Here is a 21,158-nt window from a genome sequence, read left to right on the forward strand (position 1 = left end):
GTGGCTGGCTCTGGGTGCCTGCCGTTCTGGGCCTTCCCCGTGCACGGTGAGAAAAGGCGGCCGATGGAGCCAGGCCGGTCAACTTCCGGTACCGGCCGGCGCTGAGAAGTTCGCGGAGGAAATCAGCGGAGCGCAGCGCAGCGCCGTAGCGAACTTCTCAGTGGAGGCCGGCGGCCCGTAGGGGCGCGGTGGTTGACCGGGGTGGCGCGGCTGTCAGAGTCGGCGGTGCTGGGGATGGTCCTAATCAGGACGGCAGGTGTCCGGGATCTGCGGCTCGAGGCGGATGGGGCTGGGCCGTGAGGCGAACTGGGTGCCGGGTTACCGTGATCGGCGTGGATGATCTGGTGGCGGATGCGGCCGCCCTCGCCGAGAACTACGTCGCTCCCCTGGGCCGCCGGTGGCGGCATGTCCAGGGCGTCGCTCGTCGCGCGCTCGAGCTGAGCGTCGGCGTCCGCGCCGACGACGCCGCGGCCGTCGTCGCGGCGGCATGGCTGCACGATGTCGGGTACGCGCCCGAGATCGCCACCACGGGCTTTCACCCGCTCGACGGGGCCCGCTGGCTGCGTGACCAGGGGTGGCCGGCCTCCGTTGTGGGCCTGGTTGCGCACCACTCGGGCGCGCGCTTCGAGTCGGTCGAGCGCGGGCTGGTGGCCGAACTGGGCGAGTTCGCGTTCGCTGACAGCGACCTCGACGACCTGCTCGCGGCCGCGGACATGACCACCGGCCCAGGAGGCGAACGGTTCACGTTGGAGGAGCGGCTCGCCGAGATCCGAACCAGGTACGCGCCCGGCAGCGTCGTGCATCGCACGTGGCTGGTGGCCGAGCGGGCTGTTGGTGAGGCCGTACACCGCGCTCACGTACGCGCTGAGGTACGAGCTGAGCGGGTGGCTCAGTCTGCAAACGGGTAGCGCTTGTTGAGGTAGTCCTCGATCTGGCGGCGCATGGTCGCGTGGATGTCGTAGTCGGCGAGTTTGGCGGGCGGAACCCAGTGGACGGCGGAGGCCTCGTCGTTGGCCGTGGGAGCACCCGCGACGGGCCGTCCGAGGAAGGTGACCTCGTACTCCTGGCGGACCTCGCCGTCGCTGAGGTACTCGATGAGGTGGTCGGGGTCGCTGTAGACACCGAGCAGGCCAGTGACCTCGGCGAGGATGCCGGTCTCTTCCTCGCACTCGCGTATGGCGCAGGCGCTGGGCGTCTCGCCGAACTCCTGCTTGCCGCCGGGCAGCGCCCACTGGCCCGTGTCGCGGCGGCGCTGGAGCAGGATGTCGCCGGCCTCGTTGACGACCAGGAGGTTCGAGGCAGGCACCAGCGAGTTGGGTTTGGGCGCGTCGGGGTTGCGCCAATGCTCGATGCGCGTGTTCACGCAGCACCCCATGGCTTGGCCCGGTCCCAGACCTTCTCGAAGCTCTCGGCGTACTTGTCGAACATGGAGTCCTCTCCGGCGTCACGGATGTGGAGCAGTGGGTTGGCGCTGGCCGGGCTGCCCCAGATGTGCGGGTTGATCATGGCATCTGAGTCGTAACGGAAGATGGAGGCGTACAGGGCGCAGCCGTGCAGACGGACCTCGCAGCCTGGTGCGCGGGCGAGGTCGGTGAAGTAGCTCAGGCTGGCTTGGATCTTCGCGCCCAGTGCGGATCCGATGCCCTCTTCCTCGCCGCGCAGCGCCACCGCGGCGCTGTCGGGGTCGCCGAAGCACAACCGGACCTTGGCGCCCGCGGCGGCGCGTCGGCCCAACATGGCAGGCAGTCGCGGGTTGGACTGAGCGAGGAACGTGCCGGAGAAGACCAGCACGTCGATGTGCTCCTCGGCGCGCTCAAGGAGCGTGCGCCATACGGTCTGCGGCACGCTGGCCCGGTCGGGATAGGTAGCGACGATCTCGGAGCGGGACCCAGGGCTTACGTAGGTGTCGTGGTGCTCCGATCCCGGCCACAGGTAGGCCGGGGAGACGCCCAGCGCGCTGGCGGCAGCGCGCTGGTTGCGCGCGTGCGGTCGCCGGCCGGTGCTCATCCAGCGCTGCACCGACTTCTCGTCGACGCCGATCTGCTTGCCGAGCTCGGCAGCGGAGATCCGCTGCTGGGCCAGCGCTCCCCGGAGGCGCTCGTTCATAGAGACCAGCCTACGGGACCTTTGCGGGACGTTTCCCGCGCGACCGGCCGGAGACCGATGCGTAGAGTCGTGGGCATGTCCCTGATCTCCGAGACTCCCCTGCCGGCGGAGACCCGGCTGCAGGAGCTGGTCCACTCCCCCGTGCTGTTGGTGCTGTGGGACGTCGACCACACGCTGGTTGAGAACGCTGGGGTGAGCAAGGAGACCTACGCCGCGGCGTTCGCCGCGCTGAGCGGGATCGAGCCACGGCACGCCGCACGGACCGGCGGCCGGACGGATCGAGCGATCATGCACACGATGTTCGCCGACCACGCGCTGCCGACGCCCCCGTGGCGCGAGGTCGCCGATGCGCTCCAGCAGGCCGGCGCGGAGCGGTACGAGGCGATGCGGCTGCGCGGGTCGGTCCTCCCCGGCGTGCGCCCCGCGATCGATGCGCTCGGAGCAGACCCCGGCGTGGTGCAGTCGGTGCTGACGGGGAACATCCAGCCCAACGCCGAGATGAAGCTGGCGGCCCTGGACCTGGCCGACGGCGTCGACTTAGCGGTGGGCGCGTACGGCGCCGACGCCGATGACCGTGCCCACCTGGTGCCGGTCGCCCAGCGCCGGGCGGCACACCGCTACCGCCGTGAGTTCGGCCGACGCAACACGGTGCTCATCGGTGACACACCCCGCGACGTCGACGCGGGTAGGCGCGGCGGAGCGCACGTGGTCGCGGTGGCGACCGGTGCGCACACGGTTGAGGAGCTAACCCGGGCCGGCGCTACGGTCGTCATGCAGGACCTGAGCGACACCATCGAGCTACGTCGGCATCTGGCACGATTTGCCGCCGCCTGACCGCGCCACGCAGGCGGCAGCTGCCCGAGAGCGTTTCTCGGAAATGTGAGGACGTTTGGGACGTTTCAGACGTCCCTAAATGGTCAGGAGAGGGTGTGGGAGTGTCCCCCTGACCTGCGGTCGAGTACACCCATGCCCTCGACTCCCGGCAGTTACTCGCGTGTCGCTGCTCGTCTGAGCAGCGGCCCGTCGCTGGACGCCCCATGAGCGGCGGGCCGGGCCGCCCCCGCCACACGGGGCACCAGGGAGCCGCGGTCCCGCCGCGCGACGAGATCCTCGACGTGGCCGCACGGCTGTTCGCCTCGAAGGGCGTCGCGAACACGTCGACGCGCGAGATCGCCGAGACGATCGGCATCCGGCAGGCCTCTCTCTATTATCACTTCGCCGGCAAGGACGCGATCGTCGAGGAGCTCCTCGAGCGATCACTGCGACCGACCCTCGACAAGATCGAGAAGGTCGAGCTGCTCGGCGCTCCTCACGGCACGGCCTCGCCGGCCGCGCTGCTGTACCTCCTGCTGCTCCTGGACGTGCGCACCCTGGCCCGGGCACCGCACAACGCCGGCGTCCTCGCGCGCCTGCCCGAAGTGCAGAAGATGCCCTACTTCGGGCGCTACCAGGCGTGCCGCAGTGAGCTGGGCGAGGCGTACGGGCGCCTTGGGTCGCAGGCACGGGCTGAGGAGGCCTTGGTGGAGTTCGCTCCTCCGCCGACGGCCAAGCCCGGCACGCTGAACCTCGGCTCGATGCTGCTGCAGCTGGCCGAGGTCGTCGTCCGGATGCGCGTCGGCGGCCGCGAGGTCACTCCCCCGGTCGCGGACCAGATCGCCCGCAGCGGGCTACGCCTGTGCGGGATCTCCTCCGGCCGCGTCGACGCGGCCGCCGAGGAGGCCGCACCTCTGATCGGAGTCTTCGATGAGCTCTGAGACCCCCAGGACTGGTCGCCGGGCCACTGCCACGCGGGTGGCGTGGCTGGTGGTTCGGCGACCACAAAGCACCAGCGGACGGCTGGAGGCCGGCGTACGCCGGCGAGGACGTCACCTCACGGTGACGACCGAGCTACTCCCCCACCTGAAGGTGGAATCCCGTGCTCCCGAGGCACCCACGATGACACGGCCGGAGAACCGGGCAAGGGCTGAACATGTCGCCTCCGGCGACCCTTGCCCGAACACTCCGGCCGCATGGGCGGCCTCTATCGGGAGCACGGGGTCCGAGTGGCCAACAGGACCAGGAACGACCCGGCTCGCGACCGTGAGGTCACTGCCGGCAACCCAAGTGCCCGGTAGGGCCGCAACCAGTAAGGAGTGAGAGATCATGCCGATCATCGTGTGCTTCGAAGGCCGGCTCGCGGCCGACCCCGAGCTGACCCACACCCCCAACACCGGAACCTCCGTGTGCGAGGCGGTCGTGCTCGTCAACCACCGCACCAAGCAGGAGACCGACATCGGTGAGCAGTGGGTCGATGGGGAGCCCACCCGCTACTACCTGAAGGCCTGGCGCCGTCGCGGCGAGGCGCTCGGGTCGATGTCGAAGGGATCGAGCGTGGTCGTCGTCGGCCATGTCGAGACCGAGTCCTGGACCGATGGCGACGGGAAGCGCCGCTGGCGAGACACGGTCGTGGTCGACCACCTGGGCGAGACCGTCAAGGCAGCGGTGGCTGCCTGAGCAACGGAACATGTCTTCACTTGAGAGGGCCGCAGCTTCCCCATGGGAGCTGCGGCCCCCAGAAGTTTTAGCGTCAGTCGTTGTCCGACTTGCTGCTGTCGAATGTGACTCGTCGGACCGGGCGCCGTGTGGATGCTCGGCGCTCGCCGGGGAGGGACTCGTAGCGGTTCTCAAGCCGTCCGGGGTTGGCCAGACGTGGCTGAGGGCGCGGCCGCTCGGCCGGCTGGTCCTGAGGCCGCTTCTCGGACGACGCCGAGTCCTTCTTGTCGTCGCTCATTGGTTCACCCCCTCCCAGAGCTTTCCTAGGAGGAGGAACGGAACTTCCACGAGGAGCGCGATGAGCACCGTCCCATGCCACTTCTGGAGGCGGTCGATGACCTTGGCGTTGGCCTCGGACTGCTGCTCCAGATGTAGCGCGAGATCACGGATCTGGTCATCGGTCGAGGCGTCGTCGAGCTCGACCCACTGGACGAGGAGATGTGGCTTCTGGCCGGCCCACACCTTCTGCGGCCACGCGATGACCACGGTGCCGATGACCACGGTGGCGAAGCAGAGGAAGGCGAGAATGGACCAGGCATAGGACCAGCAGCCCGCGCCCTTCGTGTCGACCCCGATCACTGACAGGGCGAGAGCGCCGGCGGCGACGGTCCAGGTGCCACGGCTCCGAAGGTTCTCGAGCTGCGCCAGCTGCGCGTCGTAGCTACGTCGCGCCTCCTCGAGCGCGAGCTGGTACCTGGATCCCATCTCAGCCTCAGGCGAGGCCGAGGGCCTGCGCGAGAGGAAGGGCCAGCGCACCGCCCAGGGCACCCGTGCCGGTTCCGGTGAGGAGCTGGTAGAGACCGAAGGTCGCCTTCTGGGCGAGGCTGCGGTCGTCGGTCTGGATCTGATCCAGGAGCGGAACGATCTCATCCTTGAGTTCCTCCAGCGCCGGCAGCGCCTCTCGAATGGCCTCGGAGTGGCTCTGCGCCTTCACGAGATCGAAGTCGTCGATGTTGGCCTGGACCTCGTTGTGGGATCCCGCAGCTGAGGTGACGATGTTCCCGTCACCGGTGATGGTGATGTGCTGCACGACGCTGGGCGCCAGGGAAACTTCAGTGATCCCAGCTGCGCCGTTTCCTTCGTCGAGACGCTCTTGTCCCGCACCGGTGATGTACGCCAGCAGATGGTTGCGACCCCAGGAGCCTCCAAGGGTCTTGATCAGGCCTTCGGTCACCAGGTGGTCGGCGGCCAGGTCGACCTCTTTCTCCGTGAACGCGACGCCGTCGGCGCCCCCGGCGAACTTGTCGAGCGAGACACGGGTGCCCGCATCATCGGCCTCCGTGGTCTTGTCGAGCCAGGCGAGCAGATCGTCACGACACTGGGTTCGTCGGTAACTGCGGTCTTCGCGGCGCTTCAGCAGCGCGTCGACCTCGGTCCGCCCGCTCACTGGGAGGTGATAGAACCCCTCGCTGCGGTTATCGCGCCGCAGGAGACCGATGTCCGCTAAGTGCTCGAGGTCTGCGACGAGATCAGGGCCCAGGTGGATCTCCACGTCGCTGTAGTCGGCCTCTTGCTCGGGCCGACCGTGAATGTACTCGAGGATCTTCAGCTGAATGTCGGTGAGCGACGGATACCCCATGGGGATAATCGTAGAAGTTGGGACCGACAGTTTCCCCTGGTCGCGCGGTCGTGTTGCGGGGCCGGGAATCGCTGTCGTTCGAGAGTCAGTCCTTCGTGGCTTTCCGAGTCTTGCTGCTTTCGGCGCGGATCGCGTCGAGCTCCTCGCGGTGAGCCTTGTCCGCGGCGGCCGCCTCGGCGCGCTGCTCGGTGAGGTCAGCGCGCAGCCGGTTGACCTGCTCGGTCAGCCCGGAGCGTACGTCCTCGATGCGCTCGGTGGCGTGCTGGCGCTCGCGCTCGATGTCGGCCCTGGCCGCGTCACGCTCGGCCCGGGCGGTGGCCTCGGCGCTGCGTAGGTCGGCGATCTGGCTCTGCAGCTGGTCGACCTGGGCGCGCGTGATGTCGAGTTGGGCTCGCGCCTCACGTGCAGCCTGCTCCTCCTGCTGTGCCTGCCTGGCGGCGCTCTCGGCGCGGCCAGCTGCTTCGTCGCGCTGGGTACGGGCGGCCTCGAGGTCGCTGGTGCGCTGGTCGCGCTCGCTCACTGCGGTGGCCAGCTGAGCCTTGAGGGTGGAGATCTCCTGGTCGAGCGCTGCCTTGGCGCTCTCGGCCTCAGCACGCTCCTGCTCAAGCACGCTCTGTAGGTTGTCGTTGGCGCCGTAGGCCTGCTCCAGTTCGGTGCCGCGCTGCTCCAGCTCGGTGCGTACGTCAGCGAGCTCGGCCTGGAGCTGCTCGACCTGGGCCAGGGCCTCGGTCGCGGCCGCGTCGGCCTCCTCGCGGTCGGTCTCGGCGCGGCGCTGAGCCTGCTCGGCGCGGACGGCACGTGCGCTGGCGGAGGCGATGCGCTCCTCGGCCTCGGTCTGCACGGTCTCGATCTGCGCCTCGGCGGCGTCGAGGTCGCCGGCGGTCCGCAGCTCCTCGACGATGCGGGGCATCTGCTCCATGAGCAGCTCGGCCATCCCGATCACCTGGGCCGCGGTCTCAGCGGCACGCTGCCGGGCGCCGGTGACCGGGCGCTCCTCCGGCGCGACCGGCTCGGCGCTGCCGCTGTTCTTGAGCCGCTGGCGCTCCTTCCACGCGCTGGCCTTGTTGTGCGCAGGGTTGTCACAGAAGCCGGGAGGGCGCCCGGCCCCTTCGGGCGCCGGGGCGGTCGGACGGCCGCAGCCGGGGAACCGGCAGGTCTGCTGGTCGGTGGGTGCTGGCGTCGAGGTCATAAGGTCACTCTACCACACCAAATAACCGAACCGAACTAAATACTAAACTGAATACCTAATTGCATATTGAGAGTCGACAAGCGACTCCCCCTCCCCCGGCTTCGGCCTGGGGGGGAGGAGGAGGAGGAGAGAGGCCCTAGGCCGGCGGCGTCGAGACGCAGGAAGGCCCGGCAACCATCCGGAGTGGATTGGTTGCCGGGCCTGCTGTTGCCCTGGCGTGCTCCCAGATTGCTCGCCGGGGCGGTGCTGCGCGTGCTCCCAGATTGCTCGCGCTGCGTCTGTGGTGGTGGTTACGAAGTGGCGCGGACTCCGAGGAGGTCGCGGATCTCGTCCTCGGTCGTGGCGACCCCGCCGCCTAGAAGGGTCTCGGCCTCGGAGAGGAGCAGGTCGACGGCGACGCGGATCAAGGTGTTGTCGGTGAACCGCTCCCCCGCTCCCCCGCGGCGCTTGTTGAGCCGGCGGGTCAGGACGGTGAGTCCGTCGAGCTGCTCTTCGGTGAACCGGGCCTCCTTGCGGGTCAGCTGGAGGTAGCGCGGGCCGCCGTCCTCGACGACCGGGGCGGCTTTCGCGGGCTTGGTCTTGGTGGCGGCGGTCTTGGTGGCCGCGGTCTTGGTGGTCGCGGGCTTCGCGGCGCTCTGCTTCTTCGGTGCCGGCGCAGGGTTCGGCTCGGCCGTCTCCACGACGACCGGCGTCTCGACGGGTGCCTCCACGGGTGCGGAGGGGACGCTCTGCAGCGCCGGCGCTGAGCCGGCGTCCTCTGCCGGCGTCTCCTCACGCGGTTCGGACGCCTCGACGGGCTCGGGGGCGGTGCCCTCGAGGTTGGAGATGAGGTTGGTGAGCTTGGGTCGTGCCATCAGTTGACCGCCTTCAGGCTGGAGTCCCTCGTGACGTCAGCTGGGTTGTTGGCCCAGTGGGTCATCAGCTCGAGGGCGACCTTGCGGAAGTCCTCGGCGGCCCGCACGGCTTCGCGGTTGCTGCCGTACTGGGTGACGACCTTGCCCTCGATGGGGGCGTACTTGTGGATCTTGTATTCCTTGATGAAGTTGCGGAAGTGCGGGATGCCCGCGGACTTGAGCAGCTCGGCGGCGTCCTCGGCGTCCTGGAGCTCGCGCGGGGGCACCTTGTTGATCACCACGCGGTAGTCGACGCCTGCGGGAACGACGAGGTCCTTGATGGTGCGGATGAGCGGAGGGATCGCGAGGGGCGCGGGCTCGCTCGGCAGGATGGCGAAGTCGACCTGGCTCAGGACGGTGCTGAGCACGTCCTTGCCGTCGAGCGAGCCTGGGGTGTCGACGACGACGACGTCGTAGTCGGCCAGCCGGCGCAGGTGGGAGAGGTTCTTGGGGTCGGTGTCGTCGGCAACGTCGAAGGGCAGGTTGTCGCCTGCCTGGTCGGCCCAGTAGGCGGCCGACTTCTGGTTGTCGACGTCGACAAGGAGCACGCGGGCGCTCTGCTGAAGTACGGCGGCGAGGTTCATCGCCGTCGTGGTCTTGCCGATGCCGCCCTTCTGACCGGCTATCGCGACGATCCACATATCGAGGCTCCTGTGAGTTTGGGACTCTGTAAGTCCGGTAGTTCCAAGCGCGACGTCAGCCGCGCTCGAAGTGCGGGGGTCTGTTACTTCGGTACTTCCGGAGTTTGCGGACTTCCGAAGTTTGGTCGTCCGGTTCTTCGGTAGTTCGGGACTACCGATGTTCGTTAGTGCCGGAGTTCCGGAACTCCGGAGGTCTGTATCTTCCGGATCTTTCGGAGTCCGGGAGGTCCGGACTCCCAAGGTTCGTGACTCCGGTTGTACCGGAGTTCAGGCACTCTGTCTGTCCGACACTCCGAATGTCTGCAAGTTCGGCAGTTCGTAACTTCCAGAGTTTGTGATTCTGTTACTTCGTAACATCGGAAGTTCCGTACTCCGTTACTTCCGATGTTCGGTTCTCTGTTTCTTTGGTAGTTCCGGACTCTGTTAGTTCGGTATCGAGAGGCCATATTCCAGAGGTCCGGAGTCTGTGACTTACAGACTCCGGAAGAGCCTGATTCTGGAGTGAAGATGCCGAGGGTATGTCAGACAGAGTCCGATAGTTCGGGACTTACAGACTTCCGACTCTGAATTGAGAGTTGGTGACTCGTTCGGTCGTCGGGCGTGGTTCGTTGATGCCTGTCGGCGTCGCGAGGGGCGTTCTGAGGCGATCTCAGGCCCCTCGGTGGGCCCTAGGAGCCGCTTGCGGCTCCCAGGGCCTCAGATCGAGGATTTCGGATCAGGCGGTTTCGGCTGAGATTGCGTACTTCTCGACCTCGGAGAGGCCGTATCCGGCGCTGGCGATGAACCGGAGGTAGCGGCCGACGGCGTTCTTGGTGCCGTCGTGACGCCAGGAGTTGTCACGGATGTCGACCTCGTGGGCGGCCAGGACCTGGATCAGGACGGCCATGTAGGCGCGCTGGTCGGTGGCGGACTTGGCGGGGGAGAGGTCGGCGCGGGCGTACCCTTCGGGCTCCTTCTTGCCGAGCCAGGTGGCGGCGAGCCGGTTGGCGTCGCGCTCGTGGAGGATCTCGGCGTCGTGGCAGAGCGCCGTGGCGAGGAACGCTGCGGTGCCCTTCGGCGTGGTCTTGGACTTGGCGAAGGTGGCCAGCCAGTCGCGGCGTACGGGCTGCGTCGCGGCCCAGGCCTTGTTGTTCTCGATCACGAGCTTGCGACTGGCCGCTGCCTTGGCACGCTCCTCCTCGCTCATGTCCGAGGCCTTCACCTTGGTGCTGGTGCTGCTGCCCCAGGAGTAGGAGTCGTGGTGACCGTGCTTGCGCCAGCCGCTGCATCCGAACACCGGGGCAGGCAGCGACATCCTGCGGGCGTCGGCCTTGAGGTCCGCGACCTGGCTGTCGTAGGTGCTCCATGCCTCGTCGTCGGCGTCCTCGTCGGGCTCCTCCGGCAGGACGACCGGGTCACCGTCTCGGTCGACCCACACCTGGGCCTGGCTGAGCCAGGCGACGTGTCCGGGGCAGGTGGCGTGCGTCTCGACCGTGAGGGTGGTGGTGTCCTCGGAGGAGATCTGCAGCCGGGTCAGGGCCTTGGCGCTGTTGTCGTCGTATCCGGGCTGCTCGATGACGGTCACGGACGCGGCGGCGAGGTCGGCGAGGACCTTGGCCTTGGCACGAGCCATGATGCGCTCGTCGCGGGCACGCTGGGCGGCGTGCTCGAACTGGCCGTCGTGGGCGGCGAGCACGAGCGTCTTGACGGTCTCGGCGTCGTCCTCGAACTCGGCCACGGTTGCCGCCTGGTCGAGGGTGAGCGTGTCGTAACGCGCTGCAGCCTTGCGGGCGATCTCCGAGCCGGACACGGCCAGGGCGGTGTCGACGGTGTCGCGCTTGATGCGGGTGCGCTTGGCGATCTGGGCGGGGGAGAGGCCGAAGGCAGCCAGCTGCTCGACGACTCCTACCTCTTCGGAGGTGGTCAGACCGGCGCGGTGGGTGTTCTCGTCGCGCTGGGCGATCACGCGGGCGACCTCGTCGGCGGTCTCGGTGGAGTCGGCTCCGGCGATGTAGACCGGCACGGTCTCGCGCTTGGCCTCGATCGCGGCCAGGGTGCGGCGCTCGCCGAACCGGACCAGCAGGTCACCGGTGGCGGTGGTGACGGCCACGATGGGCTCGAGGACTCCGACCTCGGTGATCGACCGCGTGAGGTCCGCGAAGGCCTCGTCACGGGGGACGGTGCGGATGTTGCGCTCCAGGAGGAGGGTGCTGGGGGCCACGTGCACGGTGGTCCCTGCCTCGTACGCCTCAGGCGTGGCCTGGATCTTGCTGGTGTTCTTCTGAGTGGTGGTCATGACTGACCCTTCCTGCGCCGGGACAGGGTGGGTGGCTTCTGGGTTGCCGACCCTTTTTTCGCCCTCCCCGGGCAAGGAGAAGCAGGACGGCCGGTGGAGCGACGGAGCGCAACCACCGGCACCGGCTGGAGGCCAGGAACATCGGGGAGGAAATAAGCGGAGCTTGCGGAGCGCCGGACCGATGTTCCTGGGTGGAGGCCGGCGCCGTAGGCGCGGTGGTTGCGTGGAGGAGCGCGGCCGTCATGATTGGACGTCCGGGGAGGGAGAAAAAGACAAGGGCTGTGCCGGCGTACGCCGGCTCGATCCCGGCGGAGCCGGGCCGTGGGCCTTTCCCGCTCTTGATCTGGAGCGCAAGCTGGCCGTTCGTCGCCGGTTGATCTCGGTGAGCTAGATGTACCCGGCCATGAGGTTGGTAGCGGCGAGCCTGGTTGAACGTACGAGAACCCCCGGATGGGATGTGGCTTGTCTAAGGCCCACTCCAACCCGGAGGTTCTCGTGTCCCACGGTAGTGCCCGGCTGACCGTCCATGGTCGTCGGCTGATCGTTCAACGCCACCAGGCCAGTTGGCCCAAAGCTCACATCGCTGCGGCGATGGGGGTCTCGCGCAAGTGCGTGACGACCTGGATCAACCGCTACGCCGCCGAAGGCGAAGCAGGTCTGGCCACGCGGTCCTCGCGGCCCCACACGATGCCGACAAGGACCAGCCACGAGGTCGAACAGGAAGTCCTCGCGGCCCGCGCCGAACACCGTGGTGGGCCCGACGTTCTTGGCCCGAAGGTCGGGGTAGCGCCCCGCACGGTCTCGCGGATCCTGCGCCGCCACAGTGTGCCGTACCTGCGTGCGTGCGACCCGATCACCGGCGAGGTCATACGTTCCTCGAAACAGACCGCGCTGCGCTACGAACGGGACCGGCCCGGCGAACTGGTGCACATGGACGTGAAGAAGCTCGGCCGGATCCCTGACGGCGGCGGCTGGCGAGCCCATGGCCGCGAGATGGGCCGGACCCGTCAACGCCGTGCCAACCCCATCGGCTACGACTATGTCCACTCCCTGGTCGACGACCACTCCCGTCTGGCCTACAGCGAGGTGCTGCGCGATGAGAAAGGGACCACCTGCGCGGAGTTCCTCGACCGTGCGATCGCCTACTTCACTGCCCATGGCATCACCCGGATCGAACGACTGATGACCGACAACGCCTGGGCCTATCGATGGTCGCTACGCGACCTGTGTGCCACTCACGAGATCACTCAGAAATTCATCAAGCCCCACTGCCCCTGACAAAATGGCAAGGTCGAGCGCCTCAACCGCACCCTGGCCAACGAATGGGCCTACCGACAGGTCTACGCCAGCAACGACGAGCGAGCAGCAGCTCTTGCGCCCTGGCTCGAGCACTACAACACTGAACGCCGCCACAGCGCACTTGGAGGACTCCCGCCGATCAGCCGACTGACACCAACGTGATGGCTGGGTACAGCTAGAGGCTGGGCAGTTACAGGTTCAGCCTGTAAAGTTGAAGGCGTAGCCTCCCCCGGCGCGGGTGTGAGGAAGTGAGCCTGGGATACCGCCGTAGGGCGGGACCCAGGTTTCGCGCTTTTAGAGGTAGACGTCGAGTTCGTCGATGGGTGCCCTGAGACTGCTCTTGTACGAGGGGTCGCCCCGGCGTGCTGCTCCGACAGCGCCGGCGATGACATCGGGGATCCAGAGCATCGGCTCGACGTTCGGGTTGGCGAAGTCGACCCGAAGTGCGCCGGTGAGCGTTCCGCTGCTTCGCATTGCGTCGACCATCTTCAAGTCCTGACGGTTGAGTCGTGCGGTGCGGGTCTCGAACCATGCTTGGGTGATCCCGGTGTGCTCGAGCTCTGGGAGGAGTCGTTCGAGGCACTTGCGGCGCGCTCGCTCTTGCCGGCGGGGATCGATCGGGCTGGCGACGACGATCGTGTGAGCGAGATCGAGCTGGCCGAAGGCCTCCGCGATGCGGGCCTTGGCCTTGGGGAGCTCGTGATGCCAGTGGAGGCGACCGCCGACTCGGCGAACCAGGCCTCGCGCGGTGTCACGGTGCTGGTCGCAGTCGGTGGGGTCGGCTATGGCGGCCGCGATGAGGTAGAAGCCGGCGTCGAGGTGGATCGACTCGTCGACCCAGGCGTGGAGGGTGAAGTCGGCTTGCTCGTTGCTCACCGGGTGATTGTCTCGGATGGCACCGACAGATTCTGGGGTCACGCGGCGAACCTTGGGGCTTGTCGGCGGCTAGTGTCGCGGGGTCACGCGACACCGCATGAGGCTGGCCGGTGTGGTCGAGGTTGAAAAGCTCTCCCGGCGGGGAGCCTGAGCGTGGGAGGATGGAGCGGCAACGGCCTTGTAGGCCCGCGAAGTAGACCCGGCAGCCCTCCGGACGGTGGGCCAGCCGGGTCCGCGCTATTTCCGGCCTGCCTGCCCGGCCTTGGAGTCGTCGGCGCCGTCGATCGCGCCGAGGACTTCGGTGGGGGAGGGGAGCAGGTCGCGTACGTCGTCGGGGAGCGTGTCGTAGGTGTAGCGGGCGATCGCGACAGGTTGGTCGATGGTCTTCAGCGCGTACTCGACCACTCCGTCGTGCTTGTCGGCGCACAGGAGGATGCCGACGGTTTCGGCATGGGTGTCGGTGTCTCGGAGTCGGTCGTCGACGAGGGCGACGTAGAAGCCGAGTTGGCCGGCGTCTCGTGGTGTGAACCTGCCGCTCTTGAACTCGATGACGACGTAGCGCAGCTGGGTGACGTGGAAGAAGAGCAGGTCGATGTAGAAGTCGTCGCCGTCGACCTCGAAGTGGACCTGGCGGCCTACGAAGGCGAAGCCGCTGCCGAGCTCGGCCAGGGTCTGCTGCATCCGGTCCATGAGGGCCTGCTCGAGGTCGCGCTCGAGCCGGGGCCGAGTCTGGGCGAGGAAGTCGAAGACGTACGGGTCTTTGGTCAGCTCGCGGGCGAGATCGGTCTGGGTGGCGGGGAGCGCCTCGGTGAAGTTCGAGGGAGCCGCGCCGATCCGGCGGTGGAGCTGGGCCCATGATCATGTTGAGGAGCACGTTGCGCGACCAGCCCTCCGCGGCGGCCGCGGCGGCGTACCAGTCACGGGTCGGTTGGTCGTCGAGCTTGTCCAGGAGCACGGTGACGTGGCCCCACGGAAGTTCCCCAACAGGTTGTTGGGGAAATGCGTCGCCCGGGTAGGCGCGGGCGAATCTGCGCATGTACTCGAGGCTGCTGCGTGAGAACCCGCGCATGTCAGGGAACTCGTGGCGTAGATCCGCGGCGAGCTGGGTGATGACCCCGGTGCCCCAGCCGTCGCGGGCCTGGCGCTCCAGGATCGTGTGGCCGATCTCCCAGTAGAGGCTGAGGAGCTCGGTGTTGACCTTGCGGACGGCGCTCAGCCGCGCGGATCGGACGCGGTCCTTGAGCCGGGCGAGGACCTCGGCGTATCCGTCGGGAACGGCGGGCGTGCTCACGAGCGTTGCTCCTTCACGTCAGGTGGGTGAGTCTCTCAGACGGCGACGGCACCGAGTTCGCGCTCGAGGAGCTCCAGGAGGCTAGTGGTGTCATCGAACCATCGTGGCGGGGGATCGGCTGGTTGATCGGGTCCTCTGTCGAGGCGTGAGGGAGGGTCAGGGTTCTGGGCTGGCTGCTCGCCGGCGGCGAGCAGCTGCGGGTCGAGGCGGCCGCGAGTGGTGAGCCAGTGGCGCCAGATGGCGCGCTCGGCTCGGTAGCGGGCCATCTGGGCGCGGATGGCGTCGGTGATGCCCCAGGCTTCGGCGAGCTGAGCGAGCGAGGCGTCTCCGAGACACCACCCACCGCCCTGATCTGGGGGAACGCGTTCGGCCAGGCCGTGGGTGGCGAGGGTCTGGAGAGCGTCGTAGGTGCTGGTGACCCCGACGCGGGCGAGCCTGGCGAGCTCGCGCCCGCCGATGGAGGCCTCGCCACGGTGGCGAACCTGCTCGAGAGCGGCGTAGACGAACGCGGCCGGCAGGCCGAGGTCGCGGAAGACGGGTCGGATCGCGTGGATCCGGCCGGCTCGCCACGGCTTCTCCGCACACTTAGCGGCCAGGAGAGGCGGGATGCGGAGTTCGTACGCGTGGGCGTGGACGCCCTTGGCCCGACGGACGATCTGCAGGAGGAGCCGGTCGGAGGGCTGGTCTTCCAGCAGCCGCAGTACCCGGCCGACCGTGCTGTGATCCAGGCCGGTGGCAATCGCGAGGGAGCGGTTGCCGTGCTCGACGACGCGGCTCTGGGTGAGGGCGGCGGCTTCGGCCAGCGCGTAGAGCACCGCGCGTACGCCGAGATGGGTCTCGGGTCCGTGGAGGAAGTCGACGGCAGCCAGCCATTCCCGGACCCATTGGGAGATCGCAGCGGGACGTTGCACTATCGCAGACCCTGGTCGCTGCCCCCGCTGTGTCTTATGCGGGCTTGTGGTGCGTAGGCGAACGGAGTTATCCCGGTGTGATTCGCGACGTCGCTTTTCGAAGGACAGGGCGCGTTGCCAGTCGCGGCTCAGCGCCTTGTGCCGGTGGCCGGCCGAGTAGCGGGCGTAGAAGGAGGCGAGGCCCGGCCAGGTCCCGTCCTCGATGCGGCGGGCGACGTCGACGAGCCGCCAGCCCGCGGCCGCGGACGCCCACAGGACGGCCTGGCGCGCCTCAGACGGGCTGGCGTACCGGGTGGAGTCGTAGTCGCCGGTGCGGGCGACGGCCTGGAAGTTGTCCGAGGGCGCTGCGGTGTATCCGGGCAGCGGGTCGAGCTGGGTCTCGTCGTCGACCAGCTCGATCGGTGATGCGGCCGGAGCCGGCAGCGGGCCGTGGTGACGCTGCAGCTCGGCGGTGAACCGATCCCAGGCCTCAGAGGCGTTGGGGCTCTCCAGGACGGCGACGGCGTGCTCGAGCGTGCAGTCGAGGACCTGGTGACCGCCGCTGCGGTGGACCGAGCCCGGCGGGCGGATGCAGCCCTCGGAGATCCCGGACATGGGCAGCTTGTCGGCACTGGTCAGCCGGTGCTCGAGCATCCGGGAGGCGTCGCGGGCCTCGGTGAACGGGATGCCGCCAGCGACGGGCACGTACAGGTGCCGGCCGCCGCTGGGGGAGTGGTCGGAGAACCACGAGGTCAGTCCAGCGGCCTCCAGGAGCCCGATGAGCGCGACAAAGTCGCGCTCGACGGTGGGCTCGGGGCCTTTGGCGTCGAGGTCGACCACGAACACTGGGGCGCAGCCGTTGTCGTCGTAGAGGAGCACCGCGGCAGGCTGAGACGGCAGGGTGCCGGTGATCGTGCGCTCGTGCTTGCGCCGGTAGTTGCGGCCGTCGCGAGCGACTCGGACGCGACCCCGGGCTGCGAGGCGGGGCGCCAACGTCGCCCACACCTGCTCCGCGCGATTGGGGACGCCCGGTACGCCACTGCCGACACGACGCGCCGGGACTTGTGGCGCATTCAGTGCGCGGCTTGTTAGAGTAGGTAGCACAAAGCCACCTCGATCTCCTCTGGGAAAAGGGAACGGGTTGTCATAAGTCGGAATCCCTGAGTTGGTAGCTCAGTCCGAACTCTTCGAAGGTCCTCTGTTGGTAGCAGACGGGCCTTCGGGCGTTTTCGGGGTCTTGCCCCGATCAAGTCAGCCGGTCATGCGGAGCTCCAACTCCGGGTCGCGGCCCAGTTTGCTGCCCCAGAGGGGCTTTCCGGTGGCGTCGACCTGGTCTTGGTCGATGAGTGCGTCGAGGTACGCGGACACAGAGATCCCGAGTGCATCGGCGGCAGCGTTGGCCTTCTCGCGGGTGGACGTACGGATCGTCCCCTTGATCTGGGCCGTACGGCGATGCTCGCCGTGGCGGCGACCTTTAACAGCTGGCATCGGGCTTCACCTCCGGAATGTCGAGTAGTTCGTTGAACTCAGATCATTCCGGTATCGACGAAAAAACGGCCCAATTTGACGCGGCGTGTCGCCGATCTCGCCCCGCGTTAAAAACGGCGCAAATTCACTCAGGGATGCTGTATCGACGGAGCGCCTCGAGGAGATGGTGCACGCGGTCCTGATCAACCACGTACCGACCAGGCCTCCGGCCACGGGCCGGTGGGTCAGCGATCACCACGCCGGCGTCCAGGAGGAGCCGTGTGTTGGTCGAGACGAGCTGGTTCGGAATGTCGAGCGTCGTGGCGGCGTCCTGCTGGGATCCAGGGGAGGTCCAGTAGTAGCGGATCAGTGCCACCAAGGTCTCCGATCCGAACACCCGCACCGCGATTGTCACGCTCATGGGCGGAGGAGGATCGGGGCGGATGAGGCGGGGCACGACGCCATTGTGCCGCTGCCGACCGACGCCTGCGGCAGGGGCCGATCGGTTGGGGGCTTGCTCTTTCGCGTTTGTCCCGTGTTTAACACGGGACTATGTTAGCGTAGAGCCTGCAGGGGAGGGTGCTTCTACGGCTGACGTAAGAGGTTTTCGCCGAACCTGTCTCAAACGAAACAATTTTTGTTCCTTCATGTTTGAACTCGCGAATCCGGGGAATAACAAAGGGAGACTCACCAAATCTGGGAGGGAACGCATGACCAGCACCAGCTCGGGCTGCGGCCAGGGGCATGGAGAGACATCTGTTTGGCCGAAGGTGTCGGCGCTGCGCTTTACCGTGGCGGGGACGGATCGCGTCGTAGGCCACTCGCAGTCGCTCGGGAGGCGATGAAGATGGCGAATCAGGTGTTCGCCCCAGGCTGGGGTCTCAAGATGGGGATCAGCCATCTCGGCTACGGCCAGCTCCCGTCCGGGCGACCGGGCACCGGCGCCACCGGCGGCCTGTGGTGGCTCGGCGTCGGTGTCCCTGAAGCCCCGGTCGGCCTGGTGAAGGCCACCGTCGGACTTGGCGAGGACGCACAGAGCATCTGGCCGCCCTACGTCGGGCCGCCGAGCGCAGGTCCTCGCGCGACGGTCGTCATCGTTTGCTGGGCGACCGTAGGGGGAGCCGAGGCAGCAATGGCCGCTGCGACGCAGCACGCCCGCCAGGAGCTCTCGACCGACGCCGGCCTGGCCGGCGTCCTCGCCGTCGAGATGCCGGGGAAGCGGCAACCGCGGGACGCACGCCGCCGCCTTGCCCACGTGCAGAGCCTGGTTCCCCGGGTATGGACCCTCCCGTGGGAGCCGACTTGGTCGACTCGGACCTTCGATGGCGAGTGGGCACCCTCGGCGATCGCCGATGAGATCCGCACCGACCTGGAACTGCTGCCGATGGCGTCGACCACGGCCACAGCACCCGGTCCGCAGCTACCTCCGCCGGCCCCGCCGGTGGCGCGCCTCGAGGTGGGCGCCGGAGCCGGCGTCCAGCCGGGCGTTCAGGTCGTACAGATCGACCAGCCGTAGAGACCAGACCAAGTAGAGATCACCACGAAGGGGAAGTGATGTTCACCAGATTCATGTTCGAGGCCACCGAGGCGACAGCCTCGATCCAGACGTACGCCATGGGGCTCCCAAGCGGGACGGCACCCGACATCAGCCCGCGGCGACCTCCCGGGATGGAGAAGTTCGACACCATCGCCGGGTGGGTCTTGGTGCTCGCGATCCTCGCGCTAGTCGTGTTTGTCGTCATCGCCGGCGTCCGGATCGCCGCTGCGTACCGCGACGGCGAGCAGATCCCCGGTGGCGTCAAGGCACTCGGCTGGGCGTGCGTCGGCTGCATCGTGGTCGGCTCCGCCTCCGGCTTCGTCAGCGCTCTCATCTAACCCACCCAGTCTCCGAGAGGACGACAGACAGATGGCTAATCAGCCCGACAGAGATGACACCAAGCAGCGATCCATCTTCGTGACCGCCGCCATCGGTGGCCTGCTGGTCATCGTGATCGTCCTCGCTGCTGCCCTGGTGTTCAGCAACCGGGATGGCGCTCCGACAAGTGATCCCACCGGGGGAGGTGACCCGGCGACCAGCGGCTCACCCGCTTCCACGGCGCCCGCCGTGCCTGAGGGCTTTGTCACGCTGCCAGCGCCAGCGACCTCGGAGAACGGGTATCCGATCGGATACCCGCACAATGACGAAGGCGCCGCTGCGTTCGTGGCCGCGTACGAGGTGTCGCAGGTCGCCCTTCTGGACTATGACAAAGCCGAATCGTGGGCCCCGCTGTACATAGCTCCCACCGCGGAGATGAGCTACTCCGACGTAGCCGAGAACCTCGTCACGCTCCAGCGAAAGAATCTTGGGGTGGAGCTGAATGGGCCTGCGCCAGCGGGACCATCAGCAGCTGCCGAGCTTGAGGGAATCAAGTGGGAGGCAGTGGCGACGGATGTCTACCTCGTCAGCGTATCGATGAGTGTCGAACTCACGAAGGGAGACGGCTCCACCTCTGAAGTGCCCGTAGCCACCGGAGCGGTGGTCTATTGGGAAGGCGACCGCTGGTGGATCGACCTCACCGGCTCCCGGTTGCCCGATCTCGAGGAGTTGGAGGCGCCGCAGTACGCCAAGCCAGGAACGGCGGCCTATACGCAGGCTGGCTGGCAGGTGGTCAAGAACAGCGACTGGAAGGGCTCTCTCCTATGAGGACCCGCTTCCGTGCTCTCTTCGCGGCCATCGTCGTGGCACTCGTCCTGATCGCACCGGGCTGGAGCGATTCCGCGACGGCCGCGGACACCAAGTCGAGCAACCCGATGTGCAACCTCCCCGCGCCGATGCGGCCTCCGAGCTGCCTGATCGAGAGCGGCATCAACAAGGGCAAGGAAGAGGTCAAGGAAGCGGCGGTCGAGATCGCTGGTGACGCAGCGTCGAAGTGGCTGCAGAAACTGGCTGAGGAGTCGCAGGCGACGGCGGGCGCCTTCATGACTGAGACGTTGACGTGGTGGACACGCTATCCGTCGGCCTCACCGACCGAGCGCGGGTCCGCCGAGCCACGGGGGACCGTGGCCTGGATGCAGTCGCACCTCTCCTACCTGACGTCGTTGATCGCCGTATGCGGGGTCGTCGTGGCAGGGGTCATGGTGGCGATGTATCAAGCCCGCGGCCTGGAGATCCTCGCCGGCGGGATGGGCCGGTTCCTCGTCGGCTGGTGGATAGCGATCCCAGGGATGGGGCTGCTGATCGCCGGCGGCGACAGCCTCGGGCGGTGGTTCCTCGACAGCGTCGACAAGCAGGCACTCGGCAAGCAGCTGATCGAAGTCACGACATCGGACGAGGCCCTCGCAGGCAACTTCGCAACGGGTGGCAGCGGAACGATCCTGGCTGCTCTGTTGATCGGGATCGTCGCGACGATCGCTGCCCTGGTCCAGTTGTTTCTGTCGGTGCTCCGTGACGGGCTGGTGCTGATCGTCGCCGGCACCCTCTCCCTCGCCGCCGCGGTGTCGTTCTTCAAATGGGGCAAACCCTGGTTCGACAAGGCACTTGCCTGGGGAATCGCGCTGATCCTCTACAAGCCGATCGCCTGTTTGATCTACGCGGCCGCCCTCGTCCAGTTCGCAGGCGCTGAGGGGCTGCGAGGCGCCCTGTCGGGGCTCGCGCTCCTAGTGGCGTCAGTGCTCGCGCTGCCCGCGCTGCTGCGGCTCACCACGCCCGCGGCCGCCGCCGTCACCAGCGGCGGAGGCGGCATGGGTGGCGCCGGACTCCTCGCATCCGGGATGCGAGCTGGTGGACCGTCCGGGGCGGTGCCGGTGAGTTCGACCCCGTCCTACGCGCGGTCGACCGGCGCCGCGACCGGCCCGGCGACGATGACGCAGGGCCCCGGTCCTAACGGACGAACGCAGTCCTACGAGCCCTCCGGAGCAGCACGGGCGGGGGCGAAGACGGGCACCGGCCCGGCTGCGTCACGTGCCGCAACAGCCACTGGGACGAAGACCGCCGCCGGTGCTGCAGGAGGCCCGCTCGGGGCTGCAGCGGTCGTGGCCGCCGATGCGGGCCGCAAGACCGGTGCGGCGATCAAGCGTGGAGTCCAGCACGGCACCGAAGACGGTGGCGGGGCTGGGCCGTCCGGAGCAACCAAGTAAGCCC

22 protein-coding genes and 2 pseudogenes are annotated in these 21,158 nt (G+C 67.9%); 9 read left to right on the forward strand and 15 right to left on the reverse strand.

The features are described 5' to 3' along the window. The first annotated feature begins 332 nt into the window (after positions 1-332). Positions 333-908: an HD domain-containing protein gene (locus BJ988_RS29165; RefSeq protein WP_179661769.1), complete on the forward strand. Its 576-nt coding sequence runs from the start codon at positions 333-335 to the stop codon at positions 906-908. Here BJ988_RS29165 and BJ988_RS29170 read toward each other — a convergent pair. After that, complete coding sequence (locus tag BJ988_RS29170; RefSeq protein WP_343051852.1) at positions 890-1,363, reverse strand: NUDIX hydrolase; 474 nt, start codon at positions 1,361-1,363, stop codon at positions 890-892. The two genes, BJ988_RS29165 and BJ988_RS29170, sit on opposite strands and share 19 nt — an antisense overlap. After that, complete coding sequence (locus BJ988_RS29175; protein ID WP_179661771.1) at positions 1,360-2,106, reverse strand: helix-turn-helix domain-containing protein; 747 nt, start codon at positions 2,104-2,106, stop codon at positions 1,360-1,362. The genes BJ988_RS29170 and BJ988_RS29175 overlap by 4 nt, the downstream gene beginning before the upstream one ends. Positions 2,107-2,181: 75 nt before the next feature. Here BJ988_RS29175 and BJ988_RS29180 point away from each other — a divergent pair, with 75 nt between their 5' ends. The 3 genes from BJ988_RS29180 to BJ988_RS29190 all read left to right on the forward strand — a co-directional run bounded on the left by BJ988_RS29180 (position 2,182) and on the right by BJ988_RS29190 (position 4,599). Next, positions 2,182-2,940, forward strand: a complete 759-nt coding sequence (locus BJ988_RS29180; RefSeq protein WP_179661772.1) for an HAD hydrolase-like protein — start codon at positions 2,182-2,184, stop codon at positions 2,938-2,940. A gap of 203 nt (positions 2,941-3,143) precedes the next feature. Further along, a complete protein-coding gene (locus BJ988_RS29185) occupies positions 3,144-3,860 on the forward strand; it encodes a TetR/AcrR family transcriptional regulator (protein WP_179661773.1) in 717 nt (238 codons plus the stop codon). A 388-nt stretch (positions 3,861-4,248) separates the two neighbouring features. Next, a complete protein-coding gene (locus BJ988_RS29190; RefSeq protein ID WP_179661774.1) occupies positions 4,249-4,599 on the forward strand; it encodes a single-stranded DNA-binding protein in 351 nt (116 codons plus the stop codon). A gap of 73 nt (positions 4,600-4,672) precedes the next feature. Here BJ988_RS29190 and BJ988_RS29195 read toward each other — a convergent pair whose 3' ends face one another. From BJ988_RS29195 to BJ988_RS29225, 7 genes are all read right to left on the reverse strand, one after another. Further along, positions 4,673-4,876 (reverse strand): hypothetical protein, encoded by a 204-nt coding sequence (locus BJ988_RS29195; protein WP_179661775.1) that lies wholly within the window; start codon positions 4,874-4,876, stop codon positions 4,673-4,675. Beyond that, a complete protein-coding gene (locus BJ988_RS29200) occupies positions 4,873-5,343 on the reverse strand; it encodes a hypothetical protein (protein WP_179661776.1) in 471 nt (156 codons plus the stop codon). Before BJ988_RS29200 ends, BJ988_RS29195 begins: the two co-directional genes overlap by 4 nt. A gap of 7 nt (positions 5,344-5,350) precedes the next feature. Then, entirely contained in the window at positions 5,351-6,217 is an 867-nt protein-coding gene (locus BJ988_RS29205; protein WP_179661777.1) for a hypothetical protein, read from the reverse strand. A gap of 85 nt (positions 6,218-6,302) precedes the next feature. Further along, positions 6,303-7,406: a coiled-coil domain-containing protein gene (locus tag BJ988_RS29210; protein WP_179661778.1), complete on the reverse strand. Its 1,104-nt coding sequence runs from the start codon at positions 7,404-7,406 to the stop codon at positions 6,303-6,305. Between the two features lie 290 nt (positions 7,407-7,696). Further along, positions 7,697-8,260, reverse strand: coding sequence for a hypothetical protein (locus BJ988_RS30220; protein WP_218861832.1), 564 nt, complete (start codon positions 8,258-8,260; stop codon positions 7,697-7,699). Then, positions 8,260-8,940, reverse strand: coding sequence for a nucleotide-binding protein (locus BJ988_RS29220; RefSeq protein WP_179661779.1), 681 nt, complete (start codon positions 8,938-8,940; stop codon positions 8,260-8,262). Before BJ988_RS29220 ends, BJ988_RS30220 begins: the two co-directional genes overlap by 1 nt. A 715-nt stretch (positions 8,941-9,655) precedes the next feature. Beyond that, on the reverse strand, positions 9,656-11,215 hold the full coding sequence (locus BJ988_RS29225) for a ParB/RepB/Spo0J family partition protein (RefSeq protein ID WP_179661780.1): 1,560 nt from the start codon (positions 11,213-11,215) through the stop codon (positions 9,656-9,658). 495 nt (positions 11,216-11,710) lie between these two features. On the opposite strand from BJ988_RS29225, the pseudogene BJ988_RS29230 reads away from it, so the two are divergent. Continuing rightward, positions 11,711-12,676: pseudogene (locus tag BJ988_RS29230) on the forward strand (IS481 family transposase). A gap of 132 nt (positions 12,677-12,808) precedes the next feature. On the opposite strand, the gene BJ988_RS29235 reads toward BJ988_RS29230, so the two are convergent. The 6 genes and pseudogenes from BJ988_RS29235 to BJ988_RS29255 all read right to left on the reverse strand — a co-directional run bounded on the left by BJ988_RS29235 (position 12,809) and on the right by BJ988_RS29255 (position 17,459). Further along, positions 12,809-13,390: a Rossmann-fold NAD(P)-binding domain-containing protein gene (locus BJ988_RS29235; RefSeq protein ID WP_179661781.1), complete on the reverse strand. Its 582-nt coding sequence runs from the start codon at positions 13,388-13,390 to the stop codon at positions 12,809-12,811. Positions 13,391-13,627: 237 nt separating this feature from the next. Continuing rightward, positions 13,628-14,224 (reverse strand): PDDEXK nuclease domain-containing protein, encoded by a 597-nt coding sequence (locus BJ988_RS30225; protein WP_343051854.1) that lies wholly within the window; start codon positions 14,222-14,224, stop codon positions 13,628-13,630. A 34-nt stretch (positions 14,225-14,258) separates the two neighbouring features. Continuing rightward, positions 14,259-14,681 (reverse strand): annotated as a pseudogene (locus BJ988_RS31620) (DUF1016 N-terminal domain-containing protein); the annotation flags it as partial. A gap of 35 nt (positions 14,682-14,716) precedes the next feature. Beyond that, on the reverse strand, positions 14,717-16,564 hold the full coding sequence (locus BJ988_RS29245) for a MarR family transcriptional regulator (protein ID WP_179661782.1): 1,848 nt from the start codon (positions 16,562-16,564) through the stop codon (positions 14,717-14,719). A 258-nt stretch (positions 16,565-16,822) separates the two neighbouring features. Continuing rightward, the gene (locus tag BJ988_RS29250) at positions 16,823-17,059 is read right to left on the reverse strand and encodes a hypothetical protein (protein ID WP_179661783.1); all 237 of its coding nucleotides are present in this window, start codon (positions 17,057-17,059) and stop codon (positions 16,823-16,825) included. 124 nt (positions 17,060-17,183) lie between these two features. Next, complete coding sequence (locus BJ988_RS29255; RefSeq protein ID WP_179661784.1) at positions 17,184-17,459, reverse strand: hypothetical protein; 276 nt, start codon at positions 17,457-17,459, stop codon at positions 17,184-17,186. 426 nt (positions 17,460-17,885) lie between these two features. Between BJ988_RS29255 and BJ988_RS29260 the strand changes: the two genes are divergently transcribed. The 4 genes from BJ988_RS29260 to BJ988_RS29275 are packed head-to-tail and all read left to right on the forward strand — an operon-like array spanning position 17,886 to position 21,154. Continuing rightward, positions 17,886-18,554, forward strand: coding sequence for a hypothetical protein (locus BJ988_RS29260; protein ID WP_179661785.1), 669 nt, complete (start codon positions 17,886-17,888; stop codon positions 18,552-18,554). 38 nt (positions 18,555-18,592) lie between these two features. Next, positions 18,593-18,913 carry a hypothetical protein gene (locus tag BJ988_RS29265; RefSeq protein WP_179661786.1) on the forward strand — a complete coding sequence of 107 codons (321 nt, stop codon included), beginning with the start codon at positions 18,593-18,595 and terminating at the stop codon, positions 18,911-18,913. A 31-nt stretch (positions 18,914-18,944) separates the two neighbouring features. Beyond that, a complete protein-coding gene (locus BJ988_RS29270) occupies positions 18,945-19,721 on the forward strand; it encodes a hypothetical protein (protein ID WP_179661787.1) in 777 nt (258 codons plus the stop codon). After that, on the forward strand, positions 19,718-21,154 hold the full coding sequence (locus BJ988_RS29275) for a hypothetical protein (protein ID WP_179661788.1): 1,437 nt from the start codon (positions 19,718-19,720) through the stop codon (positions 21,152-21,154). Before BJ988_RS29270 ends, BJ988_RS29275 begins: the two co-directional genes overlap by 4 nt. The last annotated feature ends 4 nt before the right edge of the window (positions 21,155-21,158 follow it).

It is taken from the genome of Nocardioides panzhihuensis (assembly GCF_013408335.1).
In the GTDB taxonomy this organism is placed as follows: domain Bacteria; phylum Actinomycetota; class Actinomycetes; order Propionibacteriales; family Nocardioidaceae; genus Nocardioides; species Nocardioides panzhihuensis.